This is a genomic window from Streptomyces sp. NPDC057486 (assembly GCF_042802415.1).
In the GTDB taxonomy this organism is placed as follows: Bacteria; Actinomycetota; Actinomycetes; order Streptomycetales; family Streptomycetaceae; genus Streptomyces; species Streptomyces yanii.
Genome location: NZ_JBHVEE010000056.1, coordinates 35511 through 59807, shown reverse-complemented (window position 1 = coordinate 59807; position 24297 = coordinate 35511). Strand labels below are relative to the sequence as shown.

The following is a 24297-nucleotide window of genomic DNA, read 5'->3' as shown; positions in this document are numbered from 1 at the left end:
CCACAACCCCCCCTACATTTTTTTGTTTCTTTTTCTTGTGTTTTTTTTATTTTTTTTGTTTTTGGGGGGGGGCCTTTGTGGGGGCGGCCCCCCACCCCGGGGGGGGGCGCGGGGGGGGGCCCCCCCACGGCCGCGTTGTCACATCAGAACAAGACGCGCGCCAGTGCCGTGCGGGCCGCGACGACACGCGGATCGTCGGGGCCGATGACGTCGAACAGCTCCAGCAGCCGCAGCCGCGCCACGTCCCGGTCGTCACCGAAATTCCGGCGCACGGTCTCGACGAGGCGCCCGAAGGCATCCTCGACATGACCGCCGACCAGATCCAGATCGGCGGCGGCGATCTGCGCCGCCACATCAGCGGGCTTCTCGGCGGCGTCGTTGCGGACCTGCTGCGGGTCCATGTCCTGCACCCGGCCGAGGAGTTCGGCCTGGGCGAGGCCGAGCTTGGCCTCGGTGTTGGCCGGGTCGTCGACGAGCACGTTCTTGTACGCCTGGACGGCGCCGCCGAAGTCATTGGCGTCCAGCGCCCGTACGGCCGCTTCGAGCAGTGCGTCGTACGGTCCCGCGGGCACCTCGGCCGGAGCCTGCTCGGCGTCCGGGCCGACGGCCTCCTGGTCGACCGTGATCCCGGTGAGCCCGAACCGCTCCTCACCGACCTGGATCAACTGGTCGAGCGTCTGCCGGATCTGGGTCTCGGGGGCCGCACCCTGGAAGAGCGGGAGGGCCTGCCCGGCGACGACGGCGAAGACCGCCGGGATGCCCTGGATGCCGAACTGCTGCATCAGCATCTGGTTGGCGTCGACATCGACCTTGGCCAGCACGAAGCGGCCGTTGTACTCGCGGGCCAGGCGCTCCAGGAGCGGGCCCAGTTGCTTGCACGGCTCGCACCACTCGGCCCAGAAGTCGATGACGACGGGAACCTCGACGGAGCGCTGGAGGACATCGCGCTCGAAGCCGGCCTCATCGACATCGATCACCAGGGAGGACGGGGGGACGGCACCGCCGCCACCCTGCCGGGCGGCCTCGGCACGGGCCTGCTCCGCCTTCACCTTGGCCTCGCCGGCCGCCTTCACCGCGGCGAGGTCGACGACGCCGCTCATGGACATGTTCCTAGGCTGCATACGTACATCCTCCCCCCTCGGCACGCCGTTCCGGAAAGCGATCCGGGAACCGCATCCGTCCGCGGTACCCGCCGGCGTGCGGGACGCGCGGACCCAGACGGTCCGATGACCCTCGAAGGGCCTGTTTTCGGCGCCGGGTCCCCACCCGGCACCTGTGGCTGTCGTTCGCTCGTGGCGTGACGACGGCCTGGCCGTCGTCCTTACGCTACGACCCGTAGCGTAACTGTCCGGCACCCCTCACGCACAGGAGTGCCAGGTGATCTGTCTCACTGCGAACGCGACCGGTCGGTTCTCCTTACTGGCGGGTATGGTCACGGCATGCTGAGCCACGGCCACCCCAAACCCGCGCGAACGGGACGACCGCGCAGCGCCGCGGCCGATGAGGCGATCCTGGAGGCCTGCCGCGCGTCCCTGGTCGACCTCGGCTGGTCGAAGCTGACGATGGGCGATGTGGCGACGCGGGCCGGGGTCGCCAAGACGACGCTCTACCGGCGCTGGGCAGGCAAGAACGAACTGGTCGTGGACGCCGTCGCGGTCCTCTTCGACGAACTGGAACTGCCGGACCTGGGCAGCCTGTCGGCCGATGTGCAGGGCGTGGTGCTGCAGTTCGCGGCGCTGCTCGACCGTCCGGAGACCAGGACGGCGCTGATGGCCGTGGTCGCCGAGTCGACCCGTGACGACGCACTGCGGACCCGGATCCGCGATTCGATCGTGGACCGGCAGAAGCGGCTCGTCCTGCTGGGACGGCAACGGGCGCAGCAGCGCGGCGAGTTGCCCGTCGAACCGGACGAGGCGTCGGCGGCCTCGACCGCAGACCTGATCTTCGATGTGATCGCCGGTGCGGTCGTGCACCGGACGCTGGTGAGCGCCGAGCCCGTCGACGAGGACTGGGCCCGGCGCTTCACCGTTCTGCTGCTTGCGGGGCTGGGCGCGGCAGCCGCCACGTAGCGGGCGGCCCCGGAGGCCCTCAGAAGCCGGGCGGCTCGGTGTAGGTGCCCCACTCGTCCCGCAGGGCCCCGCAGATCTCACCGAGCGTCGCCTCGGCCCTGACGGCGTCCAGCATCGGTCCGATCATGTTCGAGCCGTCGCGGGCGGCGGCCAGCATCGCGTCCAGCGAGGCGCGGACCCGGGCGTCGTCGCGGGCGGCCTTGCGGACGGCGAGCTCGCGGACCTGCTCGCGCTCGACCTCGTGACTGACCCGCAGGATCTCCAGATCGCCGGTGACCGAGCCGTGGTGGACGTTGACGCCGACGACGCGCTTGTCGCCCTTCTCCAGCGACTGCTGGTACCGGAACGCGGACTCGGCGATCTCACCGGTGAACCAGCCGTCCTCGATGCCGCGCAGGATGCCGGAGGTCATGGGCCCGATGGGGTGCTGCCCGTCCGGGTGAGCCCTGATGCCGCGCTCCTTGATCCGGTCGAAGATCTTCTCGGCATCGGCCTCGATCCGGTCGGTCAGCTGCTCGACGTACCACGAACCGCCCAGCGGGTCGGCGACGTTGGCGACGCCGGTCTCCTCCATCAGCACCTGCTGGGTGCGCAGGGCGATCTCCGCCGCCTGCTCGGACGGGAGCGCGAGGGTCTCGTCGAGGGCGTTGGTGTGCAGCGAGTTGGTACCGCCGAGGACGGCGGACAGGGCCTCGACCGCGGTCCGCACGACGTTGTTGTACGGCTGCTGAGCGGTGAGCGAGACCCCGGCGGTCTGGGTGTGGAAGCGGAGCCACTGCGCCTTGTCGGTCTTCGCCCCGTAGACCTCCTTCATCCAGCGGGCCCAGATCCGGCGCGCGGCGCGGAACTTGGCGATCTCCTCGAAGAAGTCGAGGTGCGCGTCGAAGAAGAAGGAGAGACCGGGGGCGAAGGTGTCGACGTCGAGCCCCCGGGAGAGTCCGAGCTCCACATAGCCGAAGCCGTCGGCGAGGGTGTAGGCGAGCTCCTGCGCGGCCGTCGCCCCGGCCTCGCGGATGTGGTAGCCGGAGACCGAGAGCGGCTTGTACGCGGGGATGTCGCGCGCACAGTGCTCCATGAGGTCGCCGATCAGGCGCAGATGGGGCTCCGGCTGGAAGAGCCACTCCTTCTGCGCGATGTACTCCTTGAAGATGTCGGTCTGGAGCGTGCCGTTGAGCACCCCCGGGTCGACACCCTGGCGCTCGGCGGCGACCAGGTACATGCAGAAGACGGGAACGGCGGGTCCGCTGATCGTCATGGATGTCGTGACGTCGCCGAGCGGGATGTCCTTGAAGAGGACCTCCATGTCGGCGGCGGAGTCGATGGCGACACCGCAGTGCCCGACCTCGCCGAGCGAGCGCGGCTCGTCGGAGTCGCGGCCCATCAGCGTCGGCATGTCGAAGGCGACACTGAGCCCGCCGCCGCCCGCGGCGAGGATCATCTTGTACCGCTCATTGGTCTGCTCGGCGTTGCCGAAGCCGGCGAACTGGCGGATGGTCCAGGTGCGGCCGCGGTAGCCGGTCGGATAGAGGCCCCGGGTGAAGGGGTACTCACCGGGCCAGCCGATCCGCTCGAACCCCTCGTACGTGTCCCCGGGGCGGGGCCCGTACGCGGGCTCCACCGGGTCCCCGGAGAGCGTGGTGAAGTCCGCGTCACGCTTGCGGGCCTTGTCGTAACGGGCCTGCCAGCGTCGGCGGCCTTCCTCGATCGCGTCAGCGTCCATGCAACCCAATTTACTAGGACGTCCTAGTAAATGTCGATGACAAACCGCCCGGTGCTTTGCACGGGGCGGTTCGGGTCAGACCTTGGCCGTCACCGGGGAGCCGTCCGCGATCAGCGGCTCGACCTCCTGGACGACCTTGCGCTCGACGAAGAACGCGGCCGTCGGGATCGTGCCGGAGATCAGCACCCAGAGGAGCTTGCCGAGCGGCCACTTCGCCTTGGAGCCCAGGTCGAAGGCGAAGATCAGATAGATGATGTACAGCACACCGTGGATCTGGGAGACGACGAGCGTCAGCCCCGCACCGGTGTCGAAGCCGTACTTGAAGACCATGCAGGTGCAGAGCACCAGCAACATGACGGCGGTGACGTAGGCCATCACCCGGTACCGGGTCAGCACGCTGCGTTTCATGACGTCGAGCGTAACCGGGCGCCGGGGGCGATCTTGCAGCGGGCCCGGGGGGTCGCGCGCGGCTCTACTTCTCCTCGAAGTCCTTGGCCGCGATCCGCAGGGGGCGCAACAGTGCGAAGATCTCCGCGCACTCCTCGGCGTCGTACACCCCGAGCCCGAACTCCATGTCCACCAGGTCCCGGGTGGCCGCCTCGACGACCTCGCGGCCCTTGTCGGTGATCGAGGCGAGAGTGCCGCGGCCGTCGTTCGGATTGGGGCGCTTGTCGACCAGACCGGACCTGACCAGCCGGTCCACGGTGTTCGTGACGGAGGTGGGGTGGACCATCAGCCGCTCGCCGATCTTGGACATCGGCAGCTCACCCTCCTTGGAGAAGGTGAGCAGCACCAGCGCCTCGTACCGCGCGAAAGTCAACCCGTACGGTTTGACGACCGCGTCGACCTCGGCGAGCAGGATCTGCTGCGCACGCATGATCGAGGTGATCGCCCCCATCGAGGGGACAGGCCCCCAGCGCTGCTGCCAGAGTTCGTCGGCGCGGGCGATGGGGTCGAACGGGAGACTGAGCGGCTTCGGCACGGCATCGACCTTACCCACTGGTCATATGCCGGTCAGCCCCGTCTCGAACTTCGGTCCGAGGACCGTGCGCGGGTTCCGTGCTCCTGACCTCGCGGACGAGGACGAGCGTGCACACCGTACCGATCACGGCGGCCCCGGCGACCACCTGATGCACGGGGACGAATTCGGCGGCGAGCCCGGCGAGTGCCATGCCGATGCCCTGGACCGTCATCAGCCCGGCGGTGAGCAGGGTCATGGCCCGGCCCCGCAGCTCCTCCGGGACGGCGTCGACGAACCACTGGTCGAGGCCGATGACGTACGCCGCCCCCACTCCGGCCAGCGCGAGCGCGACGACGCTCGCAACCATGCCGGGACGGAACCCGTACAGCACGAGGGGCAGCAGCCCCGCGGCGGCGACCGGCAGCACGATCCTGGAGCGCAGACGCGGGGCGAGCACGGCGCCCGCGTACAGCTCGGCACCGATGTGACCGACCGGCATCGCGCACATGAGGAGTCCGAGCGCGGCCGGACCGACACCGATCTCGTCCGCGTACGGTGCGGCGAGCGCCTCCGGCGCCACGACGAACATCGCCGGCAGCCAGAAGAGCAGCATCAGCGCGCGGATCCTGCGGTCGGCGAGGACGGTACGGGCTCCGGCGAGCGAGTCCTTGAGCAGGGCGCCGCCTCCGTCGCGACCGCTCCGGGCGGGCCGGTTGCGGGTGCCGAGACGGAGCAGCGCCGCCGAGCAGAGGAAGGTCCCGACGGTGATCGTGATCGCCCCGCGCGCGGAGACCGCGGCGAGCAGCACACCGCCCACCCCGAAGCCGATCAGCAGTGCGCTCTGCGAGACGATCCGCAGCAGGGAGCGGCCCAGTACATAGAGGTCGCCCTCGCCGAGGATGTCGGTGAGCGCGGCCATACGCGTCCCGGTGAAGACGGGCGACACGGAGGCGACGAGACAGCGCAGCGCGAGGAGCCCGCCGACGGGGGTGCCGGGCAGCACCATGACGGCGACACAGCCCGCGCAGATCAGATCGCAGGCGACCAGGACCCGGCGGGCGGGGTAGCGGTCGGCGACCCCGGCGAAGAGCGTGCCGCCGACGAGGTACGGGAGGAAGCCGAGCGCGAAGGTGAGGGCGCTGAGCAGGGGCGAGCCGGTGAGGTCGTAGACGAGGACGGTGAGCGCGAGCTCGCTGACGACGACGCCGAGGAGGGAGAGCAGGTGCGCGGCGAAGACGGCACGGAACTCCCGTACGGCGAAGACGGCGCGGTAGCCGCGGGGTGTGCCGGGGTCCGGGACGGAAGCCGGAGTCCGGAGCGCGGGCGACGGGTTCGGGTCAATGGGGTCGGCGCGCTCCGGGGACCGGGCCGGGGACGGCGCCGCTCCCGTGGGGTCGGCCTTCGCTGTGCGGCATGCGGCCGACGGTGCCTGGGGTGATGGGCCCGTCGGGCCGCTCGGGGGGTCCACCGCATCGCGGGGGCCGCCGGCAGGGGCGGGGCTGTTGCTCGGCATGGACGCAGCGTGGAGGAGCATGGCCCGCGCTCCATAAACTTTCGGCTGACACCGAATCTTCGTGAGGTGCGCCGATGCCGTTCCATCTGCATTTCGACGAGAGCGATCTGCTGCGCTGCAGGTTCGCCCTCTCCCCGCTCTGGGAGACGCAACAGGCGGTACGCACCCTCCTGCGCCCCGGGAACCACGGCTACCACGAGCCCTGGCTGCGACGCATCCGGAGCGCCGCCACCGGGCTCGAGCTCGGGCCGCTCTGGTCGCTGATGCCGACGGGCGGACACAATCCGGACTTTCTCTGCCCGCCGCCGCTCGGGCCCTATGCCTCGTTCGAGGAGGAGATCGCCGGGGTACGCGCCATCGACCCCGGGCTCGTCCGTGAGGATCTGGCGCTGACGCTCGCGTGTGTGCCGGGGGCACTGGACTCCCCCGCGGGACGGGCGATGCTCGACGACCCCGCCCACGCGCAACGGGAGCTGTCCGCGCTTCTGGAACAGGCGTGGCGGGTCCTGGTCGAGCCGGACTGGCCGCGGCTGCGCGCGTTGCTGGAGGCCGACATCGCGTACCACTCGCGCCGGCTCGCCGCGGTCGGCTTCGCGCGGCTGCTCGGCGAGTTGAGTCCCCAGCTGAGCTGGGCGGACTCGACGCTCACGCTCGTCGGGATGCGGGGCCGGCACTCCCGGGTGCTCGGCGGGCAGGGCCTCGTCCTGATGCCGAGCGTCTTCGCCTGGCCGGACGTGGTCAGCGGGTACGAGCCGCCCTACCAGCCCGCGGTGATCTATCCGGCGCGCGGGATCGGTGGCCTGTGGACGGAACCCGCCGACCGTACGCCGCAGACGCTCGCGCGGCTGGTCGGGCGGGCGCGGGCCGATCTCCTGTGCATGCTCGACGAACCGGCGGGGACGAGCGCCCTCGCCCATAGGCTCGGCCTCGCGCCGTCCTCCGTGTCGGAACACCTGTCGGTGCTGCGGGCGGCGGGGCTGCTGACCTCGCGCCGGTACGGGCACCAGGTGCTGTACGAGCGGACGCCGCTCGGGATCGCACTGGCGGTGGAGCCCGAAACACGCCCCGGTTGACGGAGACCCCCCTCGCCGTGCGGCGAGGGGGGTCTCCGGGTGGTGCCGGGGGACGTCAGCCGGCGAGGTACCGCTCGACCGTCTCGACCTTGGAGGTCAGCCCGTCGGTGACACCGGGCCTGATATCGGCCTTCAGTACGAGGGAGACACGTCCGGCACGGGCCTCGACCGCCGCGACGGCGCGCTTGACGACGTCCATGACCTCGTCCCACTCGCCCTCGATGGAGGTGAACATGGCGTCCGTACGGTTGGGCAGCCCCGACTCGCGGACGACCCGGACGGCGTCGGCGACGTACTCGCCGACGTCCTCGCCGACCCCCAGCGGGCTGACGGAGAAGGCGACGATCATGCGCTGACCACGCCTTCCCGGCGGGCGCGGGCGGCGATCACGCCGTCGGCCTCGTAGCGCTTCAGCACCTTGTCGCCGTACAGCCCGCCGAACGGCAGCAGCGCCAGCAGGAAGAAGAACGCGACGCGCTTGAACGGCCACTTGGTCTTGGACCAGACGTCCAGCAGCAGGACGGCGTAGATCACGAAGAGCACGCCGTGCAGGATGCCGAGCGGCATCATCAGGAAGTCGATGTCCGAGACGCGGCTGAGGATCGAGCCAAAGATGATCAGCGCGGGGAAGGAGAGCGCCTCGGGAATCGAGATGAGGCGCAGCCGGTGCAGGGCGGTAGCGGTCTTGATGTCCACAAGGGCACCTTCGGTGGGAGGGTCGTCACAGCTTGTGAATACAGGCACAAGCGTGTCCCATTGTGGCATCGGCACCCACCGGGCCCGGGGGCGGGGTCCGGTGACACTCCGGGGAACGTATCGGCGCATATCAGGGTGGACTCAGGGTCCGGATAGGCCCAGAGACCCTGTCGGGCCCAGGCCTCCTGCCGTTACCGTCAGTGTGTGGCAATGTTCCGACTGCAAGGCAGCAAGACGCTCGCCGTCGATCTGGCCGGCGACGCCGTCAAGGCGAAGAACGGCTCGATGGTGGCGTACGACGGCCGGATGACGTTCAAGAAGATGTCCGGCGGCGGTGAGGGCATCCGCGGCATGGTGACCCGTCGGCTGACCGGCGAGCAGATGACCGTGATGGAGGTGAGCGGGCAGGGCACCTGCTACTTCGCCGACCGCGCGAGCGAGATCAACCTCGTCTCGCTGCGCGGCGAGAAGCTCTACGTGGAGGCGAGCAACCTGCTCTGCACCGATGCCGGGCTGCGCACCGGGACCACCTTCACCGGGCTGCGCGGCGGGGCGACCGGCAACGGCCTGTTCACCACCACCGTCGAGGGCACCGGGCAGGCGGCGATCATGTCGGACGGTTCGGCCGTGGTGCTGCGGGTGACCGCCCAGTACCCGTTGTTCGTCGACCCCGGCGCGTACATCGCCCACCAGGGCAATCTGCAGCAGCACTTCCAGTCCGGGGTCAACTTCCGGACTCTGATGGGCGAGGGCTCGGGAGAGTCGTTCCAGATCAGGTTCGAGGGCGAGGGGCTCGTCTACGTACAGCCGAGCGAGCGGAACACCATCGGGGGCGATGTCTGATGCCGTTCCGTGAGATCAACTCGAAGATGGTCGAGGCGACGGTGGTCCCCGGCCAGAAGATGTTCAGCCAGCGCGGCGCGATGCTCGCGTACCGCGGCGAGGTGTCGTTCACCCCGAACATCCAGGGCGGCCAGGGCGGCGTGATGTCGATGATCGGCCGCCGGATGGCCAATGAGGCGACGCCGCTGATGACCGTCGAAGGCAACGGCACGGTGATGTTCGGCCACGGCGGCCATCACATCCAGGTCATCAACCTGGCCGGCGACACGCTGTACGTGGAGGCCGACCGGCTGCTCGCCTTCGACGGGACGCTGCAACAGGGCACGATGTTCATGGGGTCGCAGGGCGGCGTCATGGGCATGGTGCGCGGCCAGGTGACCGGGCAGGGCCTGTTCACCACGACGCTGAAGGGTCATGGCGCGGTCGCGGTGATGGCTCACGGCGGGGTGATCGAGCTGCCCATCACGCCGGGCCGCGAGGTGCATGTGGACCCGCAGGCCTATGTCGCCCACCACGGCGACGTGCGCAACAAGCTCTCCACCGCGCTCGGCTGGCGCGACATGGTGGGGCGCGGCTCCGGCGAGGCGTTCCAGCTGGAACTGAGCGGCAGTGGCGCGGTGTACGTCCAGGCGTCGGAGGAGAAGCTGTGAGCACGCCCGTGATCTTTGACCCGATGACGCTGCCGTCGGACGACAACGTCAATGCGTACACCTTCTGTGTGGAACTCAAGGGGAGCCAGTGGTTCCTGCAGAAGGGCAAGATGATCGCCTACTACGGGCGGATCGAGTTCAACGGCATCGGCCACGGACGCTTCGAACGGCTGCTCCGGACGAGCTTCCACTCGCCGCTGCACGCGAGCGACTGGGTGGTGGCCGAGGGCAGTGGCAAGATGCTGCTCGCCGACCGGGCCTTCGACGTCAACTCGTACGACCTGGACGACGGGAACCTGACGATCCGGTCCGGCAACCTCCTCGCGTACCAGCCGACCCTGGCACTCAAGCAGTCGATCGTGCCGGGCTTTCTCACGCTGATCGGTACGGGGAAGTTCGTGGCCGCGTCCAACGGTCCGGTGGTCTTCATGGAGCCGCCGCTGCGGGTCGATCCGCAGGCCCTGGTGGGCTGGGCGGACTGCCCCTCGCCGTGCCACCACTACGACCACGGCTACATGACGGGTGTGATGGGCGGTCTCCGGTCGCTGACCGGGATCGGCGGGGCCTCGGGCGAGGAGCATCAGTTCGAGTTCGTCGGCGCGGGTACGGTGCTGCTCCAGTCGACCGAGGTCCTGATGGCGGAGCAGCCGACGGGGGCGACGCCGCAGCAGGCAGGGGTCCCGGGCGGCGGTGCGGGTCAACCCGGCGCCAACCCCCGTCTGCCCGGCCAGCTGGGGGACCTCCAGCGTCGCTTCGGTTTGTGAACGGTAGTCTACGGAGTGTGACATCGAGCGTCCGCGCCCAGCGCCGGAGCCGTTTTCGGAACCGGAACCCCGGGCCGGTGCCGGGCATCACAGCACTCCACTTCGTCCGGCTTTCAACATCTTAGGTAGAATCCACATATGGAGACCGAGACGGCCACCCAGTGGCTGAGCGACGCGGAGCAGTGCGCCTGGCGCACCCACCTGGACGTCAGCAGGCTGCTGATGCACCAGCTGGAGAAGGACCTCCAGCCGTTCGGCCTGACCAACAACGACTACGAGATCCTGGTGAACCTCTCGGAGTCGGAAGACCAGCGCATGCGGATGAGCGACCTGGCCGCGGCCACCTTGCAGTCCAAGAGCAGGCTCTCGCACCAGATCACCCGCATGGAGACGGCGGGGCTGGTCCGCCGGGAGAACTGCGAATCCGACCGGCGCGGTCTGTTCGCAGTGCTCACGGAGGCGGGCGCGGAGACGATGCAGAAGGTCGCGCCGCACCATGTCGCATCGGTGCGCAAGCACTTCATGGACCTTTTGACGCCGGAGGCACTGGCGGACCTGCATGCGGCGCTGACGCCGGTTGCGGAGCACTTGCGGGGGCGGCGGGGCAAGCCGTAGCACGCCCCGGGCGCGTGTGCGGGGCGCGCCGTTGCACGGGGGTGCGGGGTTGCACGGGGGGCGTGGGCTCCGGCCTCAGCCGCCCGACGGGCTTGATTCCCTTCCGGGCAGGCGCAGTGCGAAGCGGGCGCCGCCCTCTGCGGCTCGGGTCGCTCTCAGGGTGCCCCCGTGTCGGCGGGCCACGTCCCTCGCGATGGGGAGTCCCAGACCCGCGCCGCCCTCGTCCCGGGACCGGGCGTCGTCGAGGCGGACGAAGCGTTCGAAGATGCGCTCGCGTTCGGATTCCGGGACGCCCTCCCCGTCGTCGGTGACCGCGACGACCACGCTGCCGTGATCCCTGAAGACGGACACGGCCACCGAGCTCTCCGCGTGACGCTCCGCGTTGTCCAGCAGGTTGCCGATCACACGTGCCAACTGTCCGCGCGATCCGGAGACTTCGAGGTGCCCCGACTCCGGTACGGACATCGCCACCGGGATCCGGTCGCCGGTGCGCTGCGAGACCTCCTCGTGGACCAGAGCGCCCAGGTCCACCGGGGTGTTCCCCGGCCGCTCCCCCGCGTCCAGCCGGGCCAGCAGCAGCAGATCGGCGGCCAGCGCCTGGAGTCGCACGGTGTCGGCGACGGCTCCGCGCAGGTCCAGCAGCTCCGGATGGGCCGCGCCCACTTCCAGCTGCGTGCGCAGCGAGGCGATCGGGCTGCGCAACTCGTGCGAGGCGTCCGCGACGAAGCGGCGCTGCCGGCCGACGGAGGCTTCCAGCGCGGTCAGGGTTTCGTTGGTGGTACGGGCCAGCCGGGCGATCTCGTCGCGCGAACCGGGCTCCGGCACCCGCCGGGACAGGTCCTCGGACGCCGTGATCGCGGCCATTTCAGCCCGGATGCCCTCGACGGGCCGCAGCGCGCGCCTCGTCACCAGCCAGGTCACCGCGGCGACGACGAGAAGCATGACGGGCAGCCCGATCAGCATCGCCGCGCGCACACTGCCCACCGCCTTCTGTTCGGTGGCGAGCGGGGCGCCCGCGTGGACGGTCAGGGTCACGCCGGTGCTCGTGGTCGCGGAGACGGCGGCGAAGCGGTAGTCGGCCGTGTCGCCGTCGACGGTGGCGGTGCCGTTGGTGAAGTCCGGGTCGTCGGTGGACACCTCACCGCGGGCAGGGGTGCGCGCGTCGTCGTCGCGGTTGTCGTCGCCGCCGTGGCGGTCGCCGCTTCCGTCGTCGTCGCTGCCGCTGCCGCTGCCGGAACTTCCCGGCGCCGGCGACGCGTTGGGCGTGACCCGGTCGGTGCCGGTCCCGGAGACCGCCTCCAGGTCCTCGGACGCGGCGACCAGCCGCCCGTCCTCGTCGGTCACCTGGACGGGGTGCTCCTCCTCGTCGGGCAGGTCCAGCCGCCCGTACGGCACATCGAGGGCCAGCTGCCCGGCAACCTCCCGGGCCGCCACCTCCGCCTGCAGGCCCGCCTGGTCGGTCAGGTTGGCACGCAGCACGAGGAGTACGGCGATCCCCGCACCGATCAGCGCGACGGCGACCACGACCGTGGCGCCGGCCGCGGCCCTGGCCCGTACCGACCTCACAGCGCCTCCAGCCGGTAGCCGGCGCCCCGCACCGTACGGATGGACGCCGCGCCGAGCTTGCGCCGCAGTGCGCTGACGTACACCTCGACGATGTTCGGGTCCCCGTCGTACGCGAAGTCCCAGACGTGTTCCAGGATGTCCGCCTTGCTCACCACCTGGCCCACCCGCAGAGCCAGTTGCTCCAGCACAGCGAACTCCTTGGCCGTGAGCGTGACTTCGTCCTCGCCGAGACGAACGCGGCGGGCGGCGGTGTCCATCCGCAGCGCGCCGACGGCGACCACCGGCGAGGCGGAACCGCCGCGGCGCCGCAGCAGTGCCCGGATCCGGGCGACCAGCACCACGTACGAGAACGGCTTGGTCAGATAGTCGTCGGCGCCGGTGTCGAGACCCTCCGCCTCGTCGTACTCCCCGTCCTTCGCCGTCAGCATCAGGATCGGCACCTCGTGACCGGCGGCGCGCAGGGCGGCGCAGACCCGGTAGCCGTTCATCCCGGGCAGCATGATGTCGAGGATCACGAGGTCGTACACCCCCTCGCTCGCACGGTGCAGCCCTTCGAGGCCGTCGTGCACGACATCCACGGCGAAGCCCTCGGCGGTGAGTCCCCCGGCCAGGGACATCGCCAGCCGTCTCTCGTCCTCCACGATCAACAGGCGCATACGCACAGAGTCGCAAACCGAACCTGAAGACGGCTTCAGGTGGCTTCAGCCTGCGTTCAGCATCGACGCCGCAGTGTGGAGGACATCGCACACCGGCCACCCGACAGGGGAGGAACCCACATGAAGCGCAAGATCGTCGTCGCCGCCGTCACCGCGGCCGTGCTCATCGGCGGCGGGACCGCCACGGCCGTCGCCTTCGCGGACGGCCACGGCCGGGACAGCCATGACGACAGCCGCCGCGCCACCAACGGCGTCGGCCTCGACGACAGCAGCCGCAGTGCCACCGCCCACGTCGGTCATGACGACAGCGGCCGCAGTGCCACCGCACGCGTGGGCCTGGACGACGCCGTAGCGGCAGCCGTCAAGGCGGTCCCCGGCACGGTCACCGAGGCCGAGCGGGACGACGAGGACGGCAAGCCCGTCTGGGAGCTCGACGTGTACGGCTCCGACCGGACCTGGCACGACGTGACGGTCGACGCGCGCAGCGCGAAGGTGCTCGGCACGCATGCCTCCGACGACAACGACGACCGCAGCCGGCACGCCCCCCGCTCGGCGCCGGTCCCGCTCGGCGCGGCGGTGGACGCGGCACTGCGCGCGGTGCCGGGCACGGTCACCTCGATCGAGCTGGACGACACCGTCGGCCGGAGCGGCGCGCTGCGCTGGGAGGTCGACATCACGGGCAGGGACGGCAACCGTCACGAGCTGAACGTGGACGCGAAGACCGCCGCGGTCACCGCGGACCGCCCGGACGACGGCCGCCACGGGGACGACGACTGATCCGGGGCTCCTCCCGTCTGCGCCCCCTGTCGCTCAGGGGGCGTATCCCGACAGGACCGTGCCGTCCTTGAAGGTGAGAAACACGAGGTCCCCGACGGCGAGCAGATCCGGCGCGCCCGGTCCGCGCCAGGAGTCCGCCGGTCGCCGCGCCCCCGATGACGAGCAGAGCCAGGGACACCATCAGGGCGCGGCGGCCTCGTCGGGGTCGTTCCGGCCGGGCAAGGCCGGGGCCCTGGGTCTGCACCATGTGCAGACCCGGCGCGAAGTCGGTTCCTCGCGTGGGCAGTTGAGCAACGGGGGTGCGACTGCCCGTGGCCGCCTCGGTCGGCGTGCAGCCGGGCAGCAGCGGTCCGTCGAGGGCGCGGACCCGGGCCAGTTCCCTGCCGTACTCGGCGATGTGCTGCCGCACCGGCTCGGGCCACTGCAGCGCTGCGCCCGGGGCGAGCCGCTCGGCGAGTCCGGCGGCGGTGGGACGGTCGGCGGGGTCGGCGGGGTCGGCGGCCAGACAGTCAGCGAGTACGGCGCGCAGCGCGTCCGGCACGCCGTCGAGATCGGCCTCGACGTACTTGACCCGGTACAGCACGGCGGCGACCGGCCCGTCGCCGAAGGGATCGCGGCCGGTGGCGGCGAAGCAGAGCACGGATGCGAGACAGAAGACATCGGAGGCGAAGGTGACGCGCCCGCTGCCCGCCACGTGTTCCGGGGACATGAAGGAGGGGCTGCCGACCATCCGGCCGGTGGTGGTCAGTGGGGCGGCGCTTCCGTCCCGTGCGATCCCGAAGTCGATGAGCCGCGGACCGTCCTCGGCGAGCATCACGTTGCCGGGCTTCGCATCCCGGTGCACGACCCCGGCCGCATGGACGGCCGCGAGCGCGCGGGCGAGCCCGGTGCCGAGCATCCGTACCTCGCCCTCGTCCATCGCACCGGCCCGGCGGATCGCGGCGGGCAGGGTCGGCCCGGCCACGTATCCGGTGGCCAGCCAGGGCACTTCGGAGTCTGCGTCCCCGTCGAGCAGCGGAGCGAGGAAGGGGCTGGTGACGGAGCGGGCGACCGCGATCTCGCGGCGGAAACGGTGACGGAGGCCGGGGTCCTGAGCCACGTCGCGGCGCACCGTCTTGACGGCGACGGGATCCCCGCCGTCGCCCGGGTCCCCGAGGAAGACCTCCCCCATGCCACCCGCGCCGAGCCGGGCCCGTATCGCGTACGGTCCGATCCGTTCGGGCGAGTCCTCACGCAGCGGCCCCAGCATGTGTCGCGTCCCCCCGGTGTGCATGACACGTCCGGTACGTCATCCTGCCATGCACCGATCACGGGGCGGCGATGCGGACGAATCACCCGAACGGCTGACGAGGGCGAGCGGGCGAGGGACGGCCCGCACGCCGCCCCTCGCCCGTCGGTACCTTCCTGTCAGGACTCGCCCGTGATCCCGGCCACCAGTTCGTCCGCCGCCGCGTACGGGTCCAGGCGGCCCGCCACGATGCGTTCGGCCAGGGCGCCGAGGCGGCGGTCGCCGTGCAGGTCGCCGATGCGTTCACGGAGTCGGGTGACCGCGATCGTCTCGACCTCGCCGGCCGCGCGCGCCGTGCGGCGCTCGGCCAGGACGCCGTGCTCCTCCATCCACGCCCGGTGCTTCTCCAGGGCCTCGACGACCTCGTCGATGCCCTCGCCCCGGGCAGCGACCGTCTTCACGATCGGCGGCCGCCAGTCGCCGGGGCCGCGGGACTCCCCGAGCCCCAGCATGTGGTTGAGCTCGCGCGCGGTGGCGTCCGCGCCGTCCCGGTCGGCCTTGTTGACGACGTACACGTCGCCGATCTCCAGGATTCCGGCCTTCGCCGCCTGGATGCCGTCGCCCATGCCGGGCGCGAGGAGCACCACCGAGGTGTCGGCCTGGGAGGCGATCTCCACCTCCGACTGGCCGACGCCGACCGTCTCCACCAGGATCACGTCGCAGCCCGCCGCGTCCAGCACCCGGATCGCCTGCGGCGCCGACCAGGCGAGGCCGCCCAGATGTCCGCGGGTGGCCATGGAGCGGATGTAGACGCCGGGGTCGGAGGCGTGCTCCGACATCCGGACCCGGTCGCCGAGGAGCGCGCCGCCGGAGAACGGCGACGACGGGTCGACGGCGAGGACGCCGACCCGCTTTCCGGCCCGCCGGTACGCCGAGACGAGCGCCGACGTCGAGGTCGACTTGCCGACACCCGGTGAACCGGTGAGGCCGACGACGTACGCGTTCCCGGCCAGTGGCGCGAGGGCCGCCATCACCTCGCGCAGCTGCGGTGACGCCCCCTCCACCAGGGAGATCAGCCGGGCCACGGCCCGCGGCCGGCCTTCACGGGCCTGCTCGACCAGGGTGGGGACGTCCACCATCACCGCTCCGTTCGGTTCACTCTGTGCGTACGTTACGAGGACTACTTGCCGGGGACGCGGATGATCAGCGCGTCACCCTGACCGCCGCCACCGCAGAGCGCCGCCGCACCCGTGCCGCCGCCGCGCCGCTTCAGCTCCAGCGCCAGGTGCAGCACCACGCGGGCGCCGGACATCCCGATCGGGTGGCCGAGCGCGATGGCGCCGCCGTTGACGTTCACCTTTTCCGGGGAGACGCCGAGGTCCTTCATCGACTGGACGGCGACGGCCGCGAACGCCTCGTTGATCTCGATGAGGTCGAGGTCCTCGACGCTCAGACCGTCCTTCTTCAGCGCGTGCTTGATCGCGTTGGACGGCTGCGACTGGAGCGAGTTGTCCGGGCCCGCCACGTTGCCGTGGGCGCCGATCTCGGCGATCCAGTCCAGGCCCAGCTCCTCGGCCTTGGCCTTGCTCATCACGACGACCGCTGCGGCGCCGTCGGAGATCTGCGAGGAGGTGCCCGCGGTGATCGTGCCGTCCTTGGTGAAGGCGGGCCGGAGCTTGCCGAGGGACTCGACGGTCGTCTCGGCGCGGATGCCCTCGTCCTTGGAGAAGAGGATCGGGTCGCCCTTGCGCTGCGGGATCTCGACCGGGGTGATCTCGGCCTCGAAGAGACCGTTCTTCTGGGCGGCGGCGGCGCGCTGGTGGGACAGGGCGCCGATCTCGTCCTGGTCGGCGCGGCTCAGGCCGAGGCGGGTGTTGTGCTTCTCGGTGGACTCGCCCATCGGGATGTTCTCGTAGGCGTCGGTCAGACCGTCGTACGCCATCGAGTCGAGCATCTCGATCGCGCCGTACTTGTAGCCCTCGCGGGACTTCGGGAGCAGGTGCGGGGCGTTGGTCATGGACTCCTGGCCGCCGGCGACGACGACGTCGAACTCACCCGCACGGATCAACTGGTCGGCCAGGGCGATCGCGTCGAGACCGGAGAGGCAGACCTTGTTGACAGTGAGCGCGGGAACGTTCATCGGGATACCGGCCTTGACCGCGGCCTGGCGTGCCGGGATCTGCCCCGCCCCGGCCTGGAGCACCTGGCCCATGATCACGTACTCGACCTGGTCGCCGCCGATGCCGGCCCGGTCCAGCGCGGCCTTGATGGCGAAGCCGCCGAGATCGGCTCCGGAGAAGCTCTTCAGGGAGCCGAGAAGACGGCCCATGGGCGTACGGGCGCCCGCGACGATCACTGAGGTGGTACCGGTCGTTCCAGACATGAGGCACGGCCCCTTGGATTAGATGTGAACGAGGGTTTACTCGAATGTACTGAGCGGTACCGCGCCCGTCATCCTGCAGCGGGTGTGATCGCGCGCACGTTGCGTAACCATCGGTGGAGCGCTCCACTGTTGTCCATGCTGACGCGAATCGACCACATCGGAATCGCCTGTTTCGACCTCGACAAAACCGTCGAGTTCTACCGCTCGACCTATGGCTTCGAAGTCTTCCACTCCGAGGTCAACGAGGAGCAGGGCGTACGCGAGGCCATGCTCAAGATCAACGAGACCTCGGACGGCGGTGCCTCGTACCTCCAGCTCCTGGAACCCACCCGCGAGGACTCTGCCGTCGGCAAATGGCTGGCCAAGAACGGCGAAGGGGTCCACCACATCGCCTTCGGCACCGCAGACGTCGACGGGGACGCCGCGGACATCCGTTCCAAGGGGGTCAGGGTGCTCTACGACGAGCCCAGGACCGGGTCGATGGGGTCGCGGATCACCTTCCTGCACCCCAAGGACTGCCACGGCGTTCTCACCGAACTGGTCACGTCGCGAGCGGAGCACTGACCTCCGGATACCGGGCCCGGTAGAGTGGGCGGTTCCGGGCCGGGGCCGGGTCGGGGCCGCGCCGCGTCCCCAGCCGTTGATCTGTCACCATTCCCCGGGGGACCGTTCGCCGGCGAGCGGTACTCGTTTGGAGAGTTGCGACCAGGGGACGGATGGGACCGCGCAGTGCGGGGCTACGAACGCCAGGAGAGCCACCGAGCTGAAGACGACCATCTCTCGCGGTTCGAAGCCGAGATGGACCGGCTGAAGACCGACCGGGAGAAGGCCGTCCAGCACGCCGAGGACCTCGGTTACCAGGTCGAGGTCTTGCGCGCCAAGCTGCACGAGGCTCGGCGCAATCTCGCGACCCGTCCCGCCTACGACAGTGCGGACATCGGCTACCAGGCCGAACAGCTGCTCCGTAATGCCCAGATCCAGGCCGAACAGCTGCGCACCGATGCCGAGCGTGAGCTCCGGGACGCCCGGGCGCAGACGCAGCGGATCCTGCAGGAGCACGCCGAGCACCAGGCGCGGCTGCAGGCCGAGCTGCACAACGAGGCCGTGCAGCGACGGCAGCGCCTCGACCAGGAGCTGGCGGAGCGCCGCCAGACCGTCGAGTCGCATGTCAACGAGAACGTCGCCTGGGCCGAGCAGCTCCGGGCCAGGACCGAGTCCCAGGCCCGCAGGCTGCTCGACGAGTCCCGGGCCGAGGCCGAGCAGTCCCTGGCGGGCGCCCGCGCCGAGGCCGCCCGGCTCGCCGACGAGACCCGGCAGCGGCTCGGCTCCGAGGCGGAGTCCGCCCGTTCCGAGGCCGAAGCGATCCTGCTGCGTGCCCGCAAGGACGCCGAGCGGCTGCTGGGCGCCGCCTCCAGCCAGGCGCAGGAGGCCACCAGCCACGCCGAACAGCTGCGTACGTCCACGACCGCGGAGACCGAACAGACCCGGCAGCAGACGGCCGAGCTGAACCGGGCCGCCGAGCAACGCATGCAGGAGGCCGAGACGCAGCTGCGCGAGGCCCGCCTGGAGGCGGAAAAGATCCTCGCCGAGGCGAAGGAGGCCGCGGTCAAGCGGCTGGCCGGCGCCGAGTCGCAGAACGAGCAGCGCACCCGTACGGCCAAGTCGGAGATCGCCCGGCTGGTCGGCGAGGCCACGAAGGACGCCGAGGCGCTGAAGGCGGAAGCCGAGCAGGCGCTCGCCGACGCCCGCGCCGAGGCGGACCGGATCAAGTCCGAGGCGACCGAGAAGGCCCGCACGGCGGCCGCCGAGGACACCGCGGCCCAGCTCGCCAAGGCGGCCAGGACCGCCGAGGAGGTGCTGACCAAGGCGTCCGAGGACGCACGGTCGACCACGAAGGCGGCGAGCGACGAGGCCGACCGGATCCGCCGCGAGGCCGAGGCCGAGGCGGACCGGCTGCGCGGCGAGGCCGCCGAACAGGCCGACCAGCTCAAGGGCGCGGCCAAGGACGACACCGAGGAGTACCGGGCCAGGACCGTCGAGCTGCAGGAGGAGGCGCGCAGGCTGCGCGGCGAGGCCGAGCAGCTGCGCTCCGAGGCGGTCGCCGAGGGCGAGCGGATCAGGGGCGAGGCCCGCCGCGAGGCCGTCCAGCAGATCGAGGAAGGCGCGAAGACCGCCGAGGAGCTGCTGTCCAAGGCGAAGGCGGACGCCGAGGAACTGCGGACCGCCGCGGGCACGGAGAGCGACCGGGTCCGTTCCGAGGCCATCGAGCGCGCCACGGCCCTGCGCAGCCAGGCCGAGGAGGCGCTGGAGCGGGCCCGTGCCGAGGCCGACCGGCTGCGTACGGAGTCCGAGGAGCAGGCGGAGTCCACCACGGCCGCGGCCGAGGAGACGGCGGCCGCACTCCGGGAGGAGACCGAGCGTGCGGTCGCCGCCCGCCAGGCCGAGGCCGCCGACGAGCTGAACCGGCTGCGGACCGAGGCCGCGGACCGGGTCACCGCCGCCGAGCAGGCGCTGACGGACGCGCGCGGCGAGGCGGAGCGCATCCGCCGCGAGACCAACGAGGAGAACGAGCGACTGCGCGCGGAGGCCGCCGAGCGGCTGCGCGCCCTGCAGACACAGGCGGAGACCGAGGCCGAGCGGCTGCGCGACGAGGCCGCTGCGGATGCCTCGCAGTCGCGTGCCGAGGGCGAGTCCGTCGCCGTACGGCTGCGCAGCGAGGCGGCCGCCGAGGCGGAGCGGCTCAAGTCCGAGGCCCAGGACAGTGCCGACCGGGTACGGGCCGAGGCCGCGGCCGCCGCCGAACGCGTGGGCACCGAGGCCGCCGAGGCGCTGGCCGCCGCGCAGGAGGAGGCGAACCGGCGCCGCCGCGAGGCGGAGGAGACCCTCGACGCGGCGCGCACCGAGGCGAACCAGGAGCGCGAGCGCGCCCGCGAGCAGAGCGAGGAGCTGCTCGCCTCCGCCCGCAAGCGGGTCGAGGAGGCTCAGGCCGAGGCGCACCGCCTGGTCGAGGAGGCGGACGCGCGGGCGACCGAGTTGGTCTCCGCGGCCGAGCAGACCGCCCAGCAGGTACGGGACTCGGTCTCCGGGCTCCAGGAGCAGGCCGAGGCGGAGATCGCCGGGCTGCGTTCCACCGCCGAGCACGTGGCGGAGCGGACGAAGGCCGAGGCGCAGGAGGAGGCGGACCGGGTCCGCGCCGATGCGTACGCGGAGCGGGAGCGGGCGAGCGAGGACGCGAGCCGGATCCGCCGGGAGGCGCAGGAGGAGGCCGAGGCCGCCAAGGCGATGGCCGAACGGACCGTCAGCGACGCGATCACCGAGTCGGATCGGCTGCGCTCGGACACCGCGGAGTACAGCCAGCGGATGCGCACCGAGGCTTCGGATGCGCTGGCCTCGGCCGAGCAGGATGCCTCCCGCAGCCGTGCGGAGGCCCGCGAGGACGCCAACCGGATGCGTTCGGACGCCGCGACTCAGGCCGACCGGCTCGTCGGCGAGGCGACGGGCGAGAGCGAGCGGATCCGTACCGAGGCGACGGAACAGGCGACGACCCTCGTCAGCGACGCCACGGCCCGGGCCGACCAGCTCCTCGGTGAGGCGACCGACGAGGCGGAGCGGCTGCGCGCGGAGGCGGCGGCCACTGTCGGCTCGGCGCAGGAGCACGCGGCGCGCACCCGTGAGGAGTCGGAGCGGGTACGCACCGATGCGGAGGCGGCGGCCGAGCAACTGCGCGGCGAGGCCCGCGCGGAGGCGGACCGGTTGCTCGACGAGGCGCGCGAGGCGGCGGCGAAGCGCCGCGCGGACGCCGCCGAACAGGCGGACCAGCTCATGAACAAGGCCCAGGAGGAGGCGCTGCGCGCCGCCACCGAGGCCGAGGAGCAGGCCGACACGATGGTCGGCGCGGCCCGCAAGGAGGCCGTGCGGATCACGTCCGAGGCGACCGTCGAGGGCAACACCCTGGTGGAGCGGGCGCGTACGGACGCGGACGAGCTGTTGGTCGGTGCGCGCCGGGACGCCACGGCCATTCGGGAGCGGACGGAGGAGCTCCGGACGCGTCTGGAGAGCGAGATCGAGCAGCTGCACGACCGTGCCCGGCGGGAGACCTCCGAGCAGATGAAGACGGCGGGCGAGCGCGTCGACAAGCTGATGAAGGCGGCGACCGAACAGCGCGAGGAGGCCGCGGCGAAGGCGAAGGAGCTGCTGGCGGACGCGAATTCGGAGGCGAGCAAGGTCCGGATCGCCGCGGTCAAGCGGGCGGAGTCGCTGCTGAAGGAGGCCGAGCAGAAGAAGGCCACCATGGTCCGCGAGGCCGAGAAGCTGCGGGCCGACGCCGAACAGGAGGCGAAGCGGACGGTCGACGAGGGACGGCGCGAGCTCGACATCCTGGTGCGCCGGCGCGAGGACATCAACACGGAGATCTCCCGCGTCCAGGACGTACTGGAGGCGTTGGAGTCCTTCGAGGCACCGACGGGCGGTGGAAAGGGTGCGGGTGGCGGGTCCACCGGCGTCAAAGCCGGAGCCTCGGCAGGCACTCGATCGGGTGGCAAGTCGTCCGATGGGTAGTCGACCGACCGTGTCACGTGCTTCGACAAGAACGTTCAACCCTCCGAGTGGCAAGGGTTCCGGGGGTCAGCCACTCAAAAGGGGTGTCATTCTCCAGATCAAACGGGCATCCACTCGATGACACGCCGCCCGGGCCCCTAGGATTCCCTCTATCACCTCACCGGTCTTACTTCGACAGGAACCCCATGAGTGACCCTTCCTCCCCCTTCGGCTTCGAGCTCGTGCGGCGTGGTTACGACCGCGGTCAGGTGGACGACCGCATTACCAAGCTGGTCGCCGACCGTGATAGTGCTCTGACCCGCATCACGTCTCTGGAAAAGCGCATCGAGGAGCTCCACCTCGAAACGCAGAACGCTCAGGCCCAGGTGAACGACGCAGAGCCGTCGTATGCGGGTCTCGGTGCGCGTGTGGAGAAGATTCTCCGGCTCGCCGAGGAGGAGGCGAAGGACCTGCGCGAGGAGGCCCGTCGCGCCGCTGAGCAGCACCGCGAGCTCGCCGAGTCGGCCGCCCAGCAGGTGCGCAACGACGCCGAGTCGTTCGCCGCCGAGCGCAAGGCGAAGGCCGAGGACGAGGGCGTCCGCATCGTCGAGAAGTCCAAGGGTGAGGCCAACGCGCTGCGTACCGAGGCCCAGAAGGACGCGGCGCAGAAGCGCGAGGAGGCCGACGCCCTCTTCGAGGAGACCCGCGCCAAGGCCGCCCAGGCCGCCGCGGACTTCGAGACCAACCTGGCCAAGCGCCGCGACCAGTCGGAGCGCGACCTCGCGTCCCGTCAGGCCAAGGCCGAGAAGCGCCTCGCCGAGATCGAGCACCGCGCCGAGCAGCTCCGCCTGGAGGCCGAGAAGCTCCGTACGGACGCCGAGCGCCGGGCGCGTCAGACCGTGGAGACCGCGCAGCGCCAGTCCGAGGACATCGTGGCCGACGCGAACGCCAAGGCCGACCGGATCCGCAGCGAATCGGAGCGCGAGCTGGCGGCGCTCACCAACCGCCGCGACTCCATCAACGCGCAGCTGACCAACGTCCGCGAGATGCTGGCGACGCTGACCGGTGCCGCGGTGGCCGCCGCGGGTTCGCCGGTGGACGACGAGCCCGTCACCCGTGGTGTCCCGGCTCAGCAGACCCGCTGACGCCTCGGTACCTCAGCTGTACCCTTTGCGCGCCCGGTTCCGCCCTTGTGGTGGCGCCGGGCGCGTGGCCGTTCTAGCGTGAGCGCATGATCGAGCTTGATGGCCTCACCAAGCGCTTCGGTAACAAGGTTGCTGTCGACCACCTTTCATTCCAGGTCAGGCCCGGAATGGTGACGGGTTTTCTGGGCCCGAACGGGGCGGGCAAGTCCACCACGATGCGGATGATGCTCGATCTCGACAACCCGACCAGCGGATCGGTGCGGATCGACGGCAAGCACTACCGTGAGCTGTCGGAGCCCCTGAAACACATCGGTGCGCTGCTCGACGCCAAGTCGATGCACGGAGGACGCAGCGCGTACAACAATCTGCTCTGTCTCGCGCAGAGCAACCGCATCCCGGAGAGCCGCGTCCCGGAAGTCCTCGACACCGTCGGCCTGACCGCGGTGGCGAAGAAGAAGTCCAAGTCGTTCTCCCTCGGAATGGGCCAACGGCTCGGAATCGCGGCCGCGCTGCTCGGTGATCCCGAGATCCTGATGTTCGACGAACCCGTCAATGGCCTGGACCCCGAGGGAATTCACTGGATCCGCAATCTGATGAAGACGCTCGCGGCGGAAGGCCGGACGATCTTCGTCTCCTCGCATCTGATGAGCGAAATGGCGCTCACCGCAGAACACTTGATCGTCATCGGCCAGGGCCGCCTGCTCGCCGACACCTCGATGGCCGATTTCATCCACCAGAACTCGCGCAGTTACGTGCGGATGCGCTCCCCGCAGCAGGAACGGCTGCGGGACGTGCTGCACGAGGCGGGCATCGTCGCGGTCGAATCGGGGAGCGGCGTGCTGGAGATCGATGGCTCCACCAGCGAACAGCTCGGCGAGCTGGCCGCGCAGCACCAGATCGTGCTGCACGAGCTGAGCTCCCAGCGGGCCTCGCTGGAGGAGGCGTTCATGCAGATGACGGCGGACTCCGTGGAGTACCACGCCCATGCGGACCACGCCGGGTGGCCGCCACCGCCCGCGGGCCCTCAGTGGGGCGAGCAGTGGAACCAGCAGCACGACAGTTTCACGTCCGACACCTCCGGCCCCGGAAAGGGGGCGTGACG

The 24297-nt window shown here is 70.9% G+C and carries 23 protein-coding genes; 11 read left to right on the top strand and 12 right to left on the bottom strand.

The features are described 5' to 3' along the window. Nucleotides 1-143: 143 nt before the first annotated feature. Nucleotides 144-1121, bottom strand: a complete 978-nt coding sequence (locus ACFU6I_RS25140; RefSeq protein ID WP_384370741.1) for a tetratricopeptide repeat protein — start codon at nt 1119-1121, stop codon at nt 144-146. 318 nt (nt 1122-1439) lie between these two features. Here ACFU6I_RS25140 and ACFU6I_RS25135 point away from each other — a divergent pair, with 318 nt between their 5' ends. Further along, nucleotides 1440-2069 (top strand): TetR/AcrR family transcriptional regulator, encoded by a 630-nt coding sequence (locus ACFU6I_RS25135; RefSeq protein ID WP_384370739.1) that lies wholly within the window; start codon nt 1440-1442, stop codon nt 2067-2069. 19 nt (nt 2070-2088) lie between these two features. Here ACFU6I_RS25135 and ACFU6I_RS25130 read toward each other — a convergent pair whose 3' ends face one another. From ACFU6I_RS25130 to ACFU6I_RS25115, 4 genes are all read right to left on the bottom strand, one after another. Beyond that, nucleotides 2089-3789 (bottom strand): methylmalonyl-CoA mutase family protein, encoded by a 1701-nt coding sequence (locus tag ACFU6I_RS25130; RefSeq protein WP_345510269.1) that lies wholly within the window; start codon nt 3787-3789, stop codon nt 2089-2091. A gap of 75 nt (nt 3790-3864) precedes the next feature. Then, nucleotides 3865-4197, bottom strand: coding sequence for a DUF3817 domain-containing protein (locus ACFU6I_RS25125; RefSeq protein ID WP_037689368.1), 333 nt, complete (start codon nt 4195-4197; stop codon nt 3865-3867). Between the two features lie 64 nt (nt 4198-4261). Beyond that, nucleotides 4262-4771: a MarR family transcriptional regulator gene (locus tag ACFU6I_RS25120; protein WP_345510271.1), complete on the bottom strand. Its 510-nt coding sequence runs from the start codon at nt 4769-4771 to the stop codon at nt 4262-4264. A 10-nt stretch (nt 4772-4781) separates the two neighbouring features. Further along, on the bottom strand, nt 4782-6263 hold the full coding sequence (locus tag ACFU6I_RS25115) for an MFS transporter (RefSeq protein ID WP_384370737.1): 1482 nt from the start codon (nt 6261-6263) through the stop codon (nt 4782-4784). Nucleotides 6264-6337: 74 nt separating this feature from the next. On the opposite strand from ACFU6I_RS25115, the gene ACFU6I_RS25110 reads away from it, so the two are divergent. Continuing rightward, the gene (locus ACFU6I_RS25110; protein ID WP_384370735.1) at nt 6338-7336 is read left to right on the top strand and encodes a DUF5937 family protein; all 999 of its coding nucleotides are present in this window, start codon (nt 6338-6340) and stop codon (nt 7334-7336) included. Between the two features lie 55 nt (nt 7337-7391). On the opposite strand, the gene ACFU6I_RS25105 is transcribed toward ACFU6I_RS25110, so the two are convergent. Together ACFU6I_RS25105 and ACFU6I_RS25100 are read right to left on the bottom strand one after the other, a co-directional pair. After that, nucleotides 7392-7685 carry an MTH1187 family thiamine-binding protein gene (locus ACFU6I_RS25105; RefSeq protein WP_030916057.1) on the bottom strand — a complete coding sequence of 98 codons (294 nt, stop codon included), beginning with the start codon at nt 7683-7685 and terminating at the stop codon, nt 7392-7394. Beyond that, a complete protein-coding gene (locus ACFU6I_RS25100) occupies nt 7682-8032 on the bottom strand; it encodes a DUF3817 domain-containing protein (protein ID WP_327244297.1) in 351 nt (116 codons plus the stop codon). Before ACFU6I_RS25100 ends, ACFU6I_RS25105 begins: the two co-directional genes overlap by 4 nt. Nucleotides 8033-8242: 210 nt before the next feature. Here ACFU6I_RS25100 and ACFU6I_RS25095 point away from each other — a divergent pair, with 210 nt between their 5' ends. The 4 genes from ACFU6I_RS25095 to ACFU6I_RS25080 all read left to right on the top strand — a co-directional run bounded on the left by ACFU6I_RS25095 (nt 8243) and on the right by ACFU6I_RS25080 (nt 10904). Beyond that, a complete protein-coding gene (locus ACFU6I_RS25095; protein ID WP_384370745.1) occupies nt 8243-8875 on the top strand; it encodes an AIM24 family protein in 633 nt (210 codons plus the stop codon). After that, nucleotides 8875-9525 (top strand): AIM24 family protein, encoded by a 651-nt coding sequence (locus tag ACFU6I_RS25090; protein ID WP_384370733.1) that lies wholly within the window; start codon nt 8875-8877, stop codon nt 9523-9525. The genes ACFU6I_RS25095 and ACFU6I_RS25090 overlap by 1 nt, the downstream gene beginning before the upstream one ends. Further along, nucleotides 9522-10289, top strand: a complete 768-nt coding sequence (locus ACFU6I_RS25085) for an AIM24 family protein (RefSeq protein ID WP_384370731.1) — start codon at nt 9522-9524, stop codon at nt 10287-10289. Before ACFU6I_RS25090 ends, ACFU6I_RS25085 begins: the two co-directional genes overlap by 4 nt. 138 nt (nt 10290-10427) lie before the next feature. After that, nucleotides 10428-10904: a MarR family transcriptional regulator gene (locus ACFU6I_RS25080; RefSeq protein ID WP_327244300.1), complete on the top strand. Its 477-nt coding sequence runs from the start codon at nt 10428-10430 to the stop codon at nt 10902-10904. Between the two features lie 75 nt (nt 10905-10979). Here the strand turns inward: ACFU6I_RS25080 and ACFU6I_RS25075 are convergent, their stop codons facing one another. Together ACFU6I_RS25075 and ACFU6I_RS25070 are read right to left on the bottom strand one after the other, a co-directional pair. Further along, nucleotides 10980-12470: a sensor histidine kinase gene (locus tag ACFU6I_RS25075; RefSeq protein ID WP_384370729.1), complete on the bottom strand. Its 1491-nt coding sequence runs from the start codon at nt 12468-12470 to the stop codon at nt 10980-10982. Continuing rightward, entirely contained in the window at nt 12467-13126 is a 660-nt protein-coding gene (locus ACFU6I_RS25070; protein ID WP_384370727.1) for a response regulator transcription factor, read from the bottom strand. Before ACFU6I_RS25070 ends, ACFU6I_RS25075 begins: the two co-directional genes overlap by 4 nt. 120 nt (nt 13127-13246) lie before the next feature. Between ACFU6I_RS25070 and ACFU6I_RS25065 the strand changes: the two genes are divergently transcribed. Beyond that, nucleotides 13247-13903, top strand: coding sequence for a PepSY domain-containing protein (locus ACFU6I_RS25065; protein ID WP_384370725.1), 657 nt, complete (start codon nt 13247-13249; stop codon nt 13901-13903). Here ACFU6I_RS25065 and ACFU6I_RS25060 read toward each other — a convergent pair. The 3 genes from ACFU6I_RS25060 to ACFU6I_RS25050 all read right to left on the bottom strand — a co-directional run bounded on the left by ACFU6I_RS25060 (nt 13857) and on the right by ACFU6I_RS25050 (nt 17514). Then, complete coding sequence (locus tag ACFU6I_RS25060) at nt 13857-15152, bottom strand: serine/threonine-protein kinase (protein WP_384370723.1); 1296 nt, start codon at nt 15150-15152, stop codon at nt 13857-13859. The genes ACFU6I_RS25065 and ACFU6I_RS25060 overlap by 47 nt on opposite strands. A 158-nt stretch (nt 15153-15310) precedes the next feature. Further along, complete coding sequence (meaB, locus tag ACFU6I_RS25055) at nt 15311-16270, bottom strand: methylmalonyl Co-A mutase-associated GTPase MeaB (RefSeq protein ID WP_266981398.1); 960 nt, start codon at nt 16268-16270, stop codon at nt 15311-15313. A 41-nt stretch (nt 16271-16311) separates the two neighbouring features. Beyond that, a complete protein-coding gene (locus ACFU6I_RS25050; protein ID WP_345510280.1) occupies nt 16312-17514 on the bottom strand; it encodes an acetyl-CoA C-acetyltransferase in 1203 nt (400 codons plus the stop codon). A gap of 135 nt (nt 17515-17649) precedes the next feature. Between ACFU6I_RS25050 and mce the strand changes: the two genes are divergently transcribed. The 4 genes from mce to ACFU6I_RS25030 all read left to right on the top strand — a co-directional run bounded on the left by mce (nt 17650) and on the right by ACFU6I_RS25030 (nt 24295). After that, entirely contained in the window at nt 17650-18078 is a 429-nt protein-coding gene (gene mce, locus ACFU6I_RS25045) for a methylmalonyl-CoA epimerase (protein WP_384370721.1), read from the top strand. A 165-nt stretch (nt 18079-18243) separates the two neighbouring features. Beyond that, nucleotides 18244-22071, top strand: coding sequence for a polarized growth protein Scy (gene scy, locus ACFU6I_RS25040; protein WP_384370719.1), 3828 nt, complete (start codon nt 18244-18246; stop codon nt 22069-22071). Nucleotides 22072-22256: 185 nt separating this feature from the next. Further along, on the top strand, nt 22257-23195 hold the full coding sequence (locus ACFU6I_RS25035; RefSeq protein WP_345510284.1) for a cellulose-binding protein: 939 nt from the start codon (nt 22257-22259) through the stop codon (nt 23193-23195). An 86-nt stretch (nt 23196-23281) separates the two neighbouring features. Beyond that, a complete protein-coding gene (locus ACFU6I_RS25030; RefSeq protein ID WP_384370717.1) occupies nt 23282-24295 on the top strand; it encodes an ABC transporter ATP-binding protein in 1014 nt (337 codons plus the stop codon). Nucleotides 24296-24297: the final 2 nt, after the last annotated feature.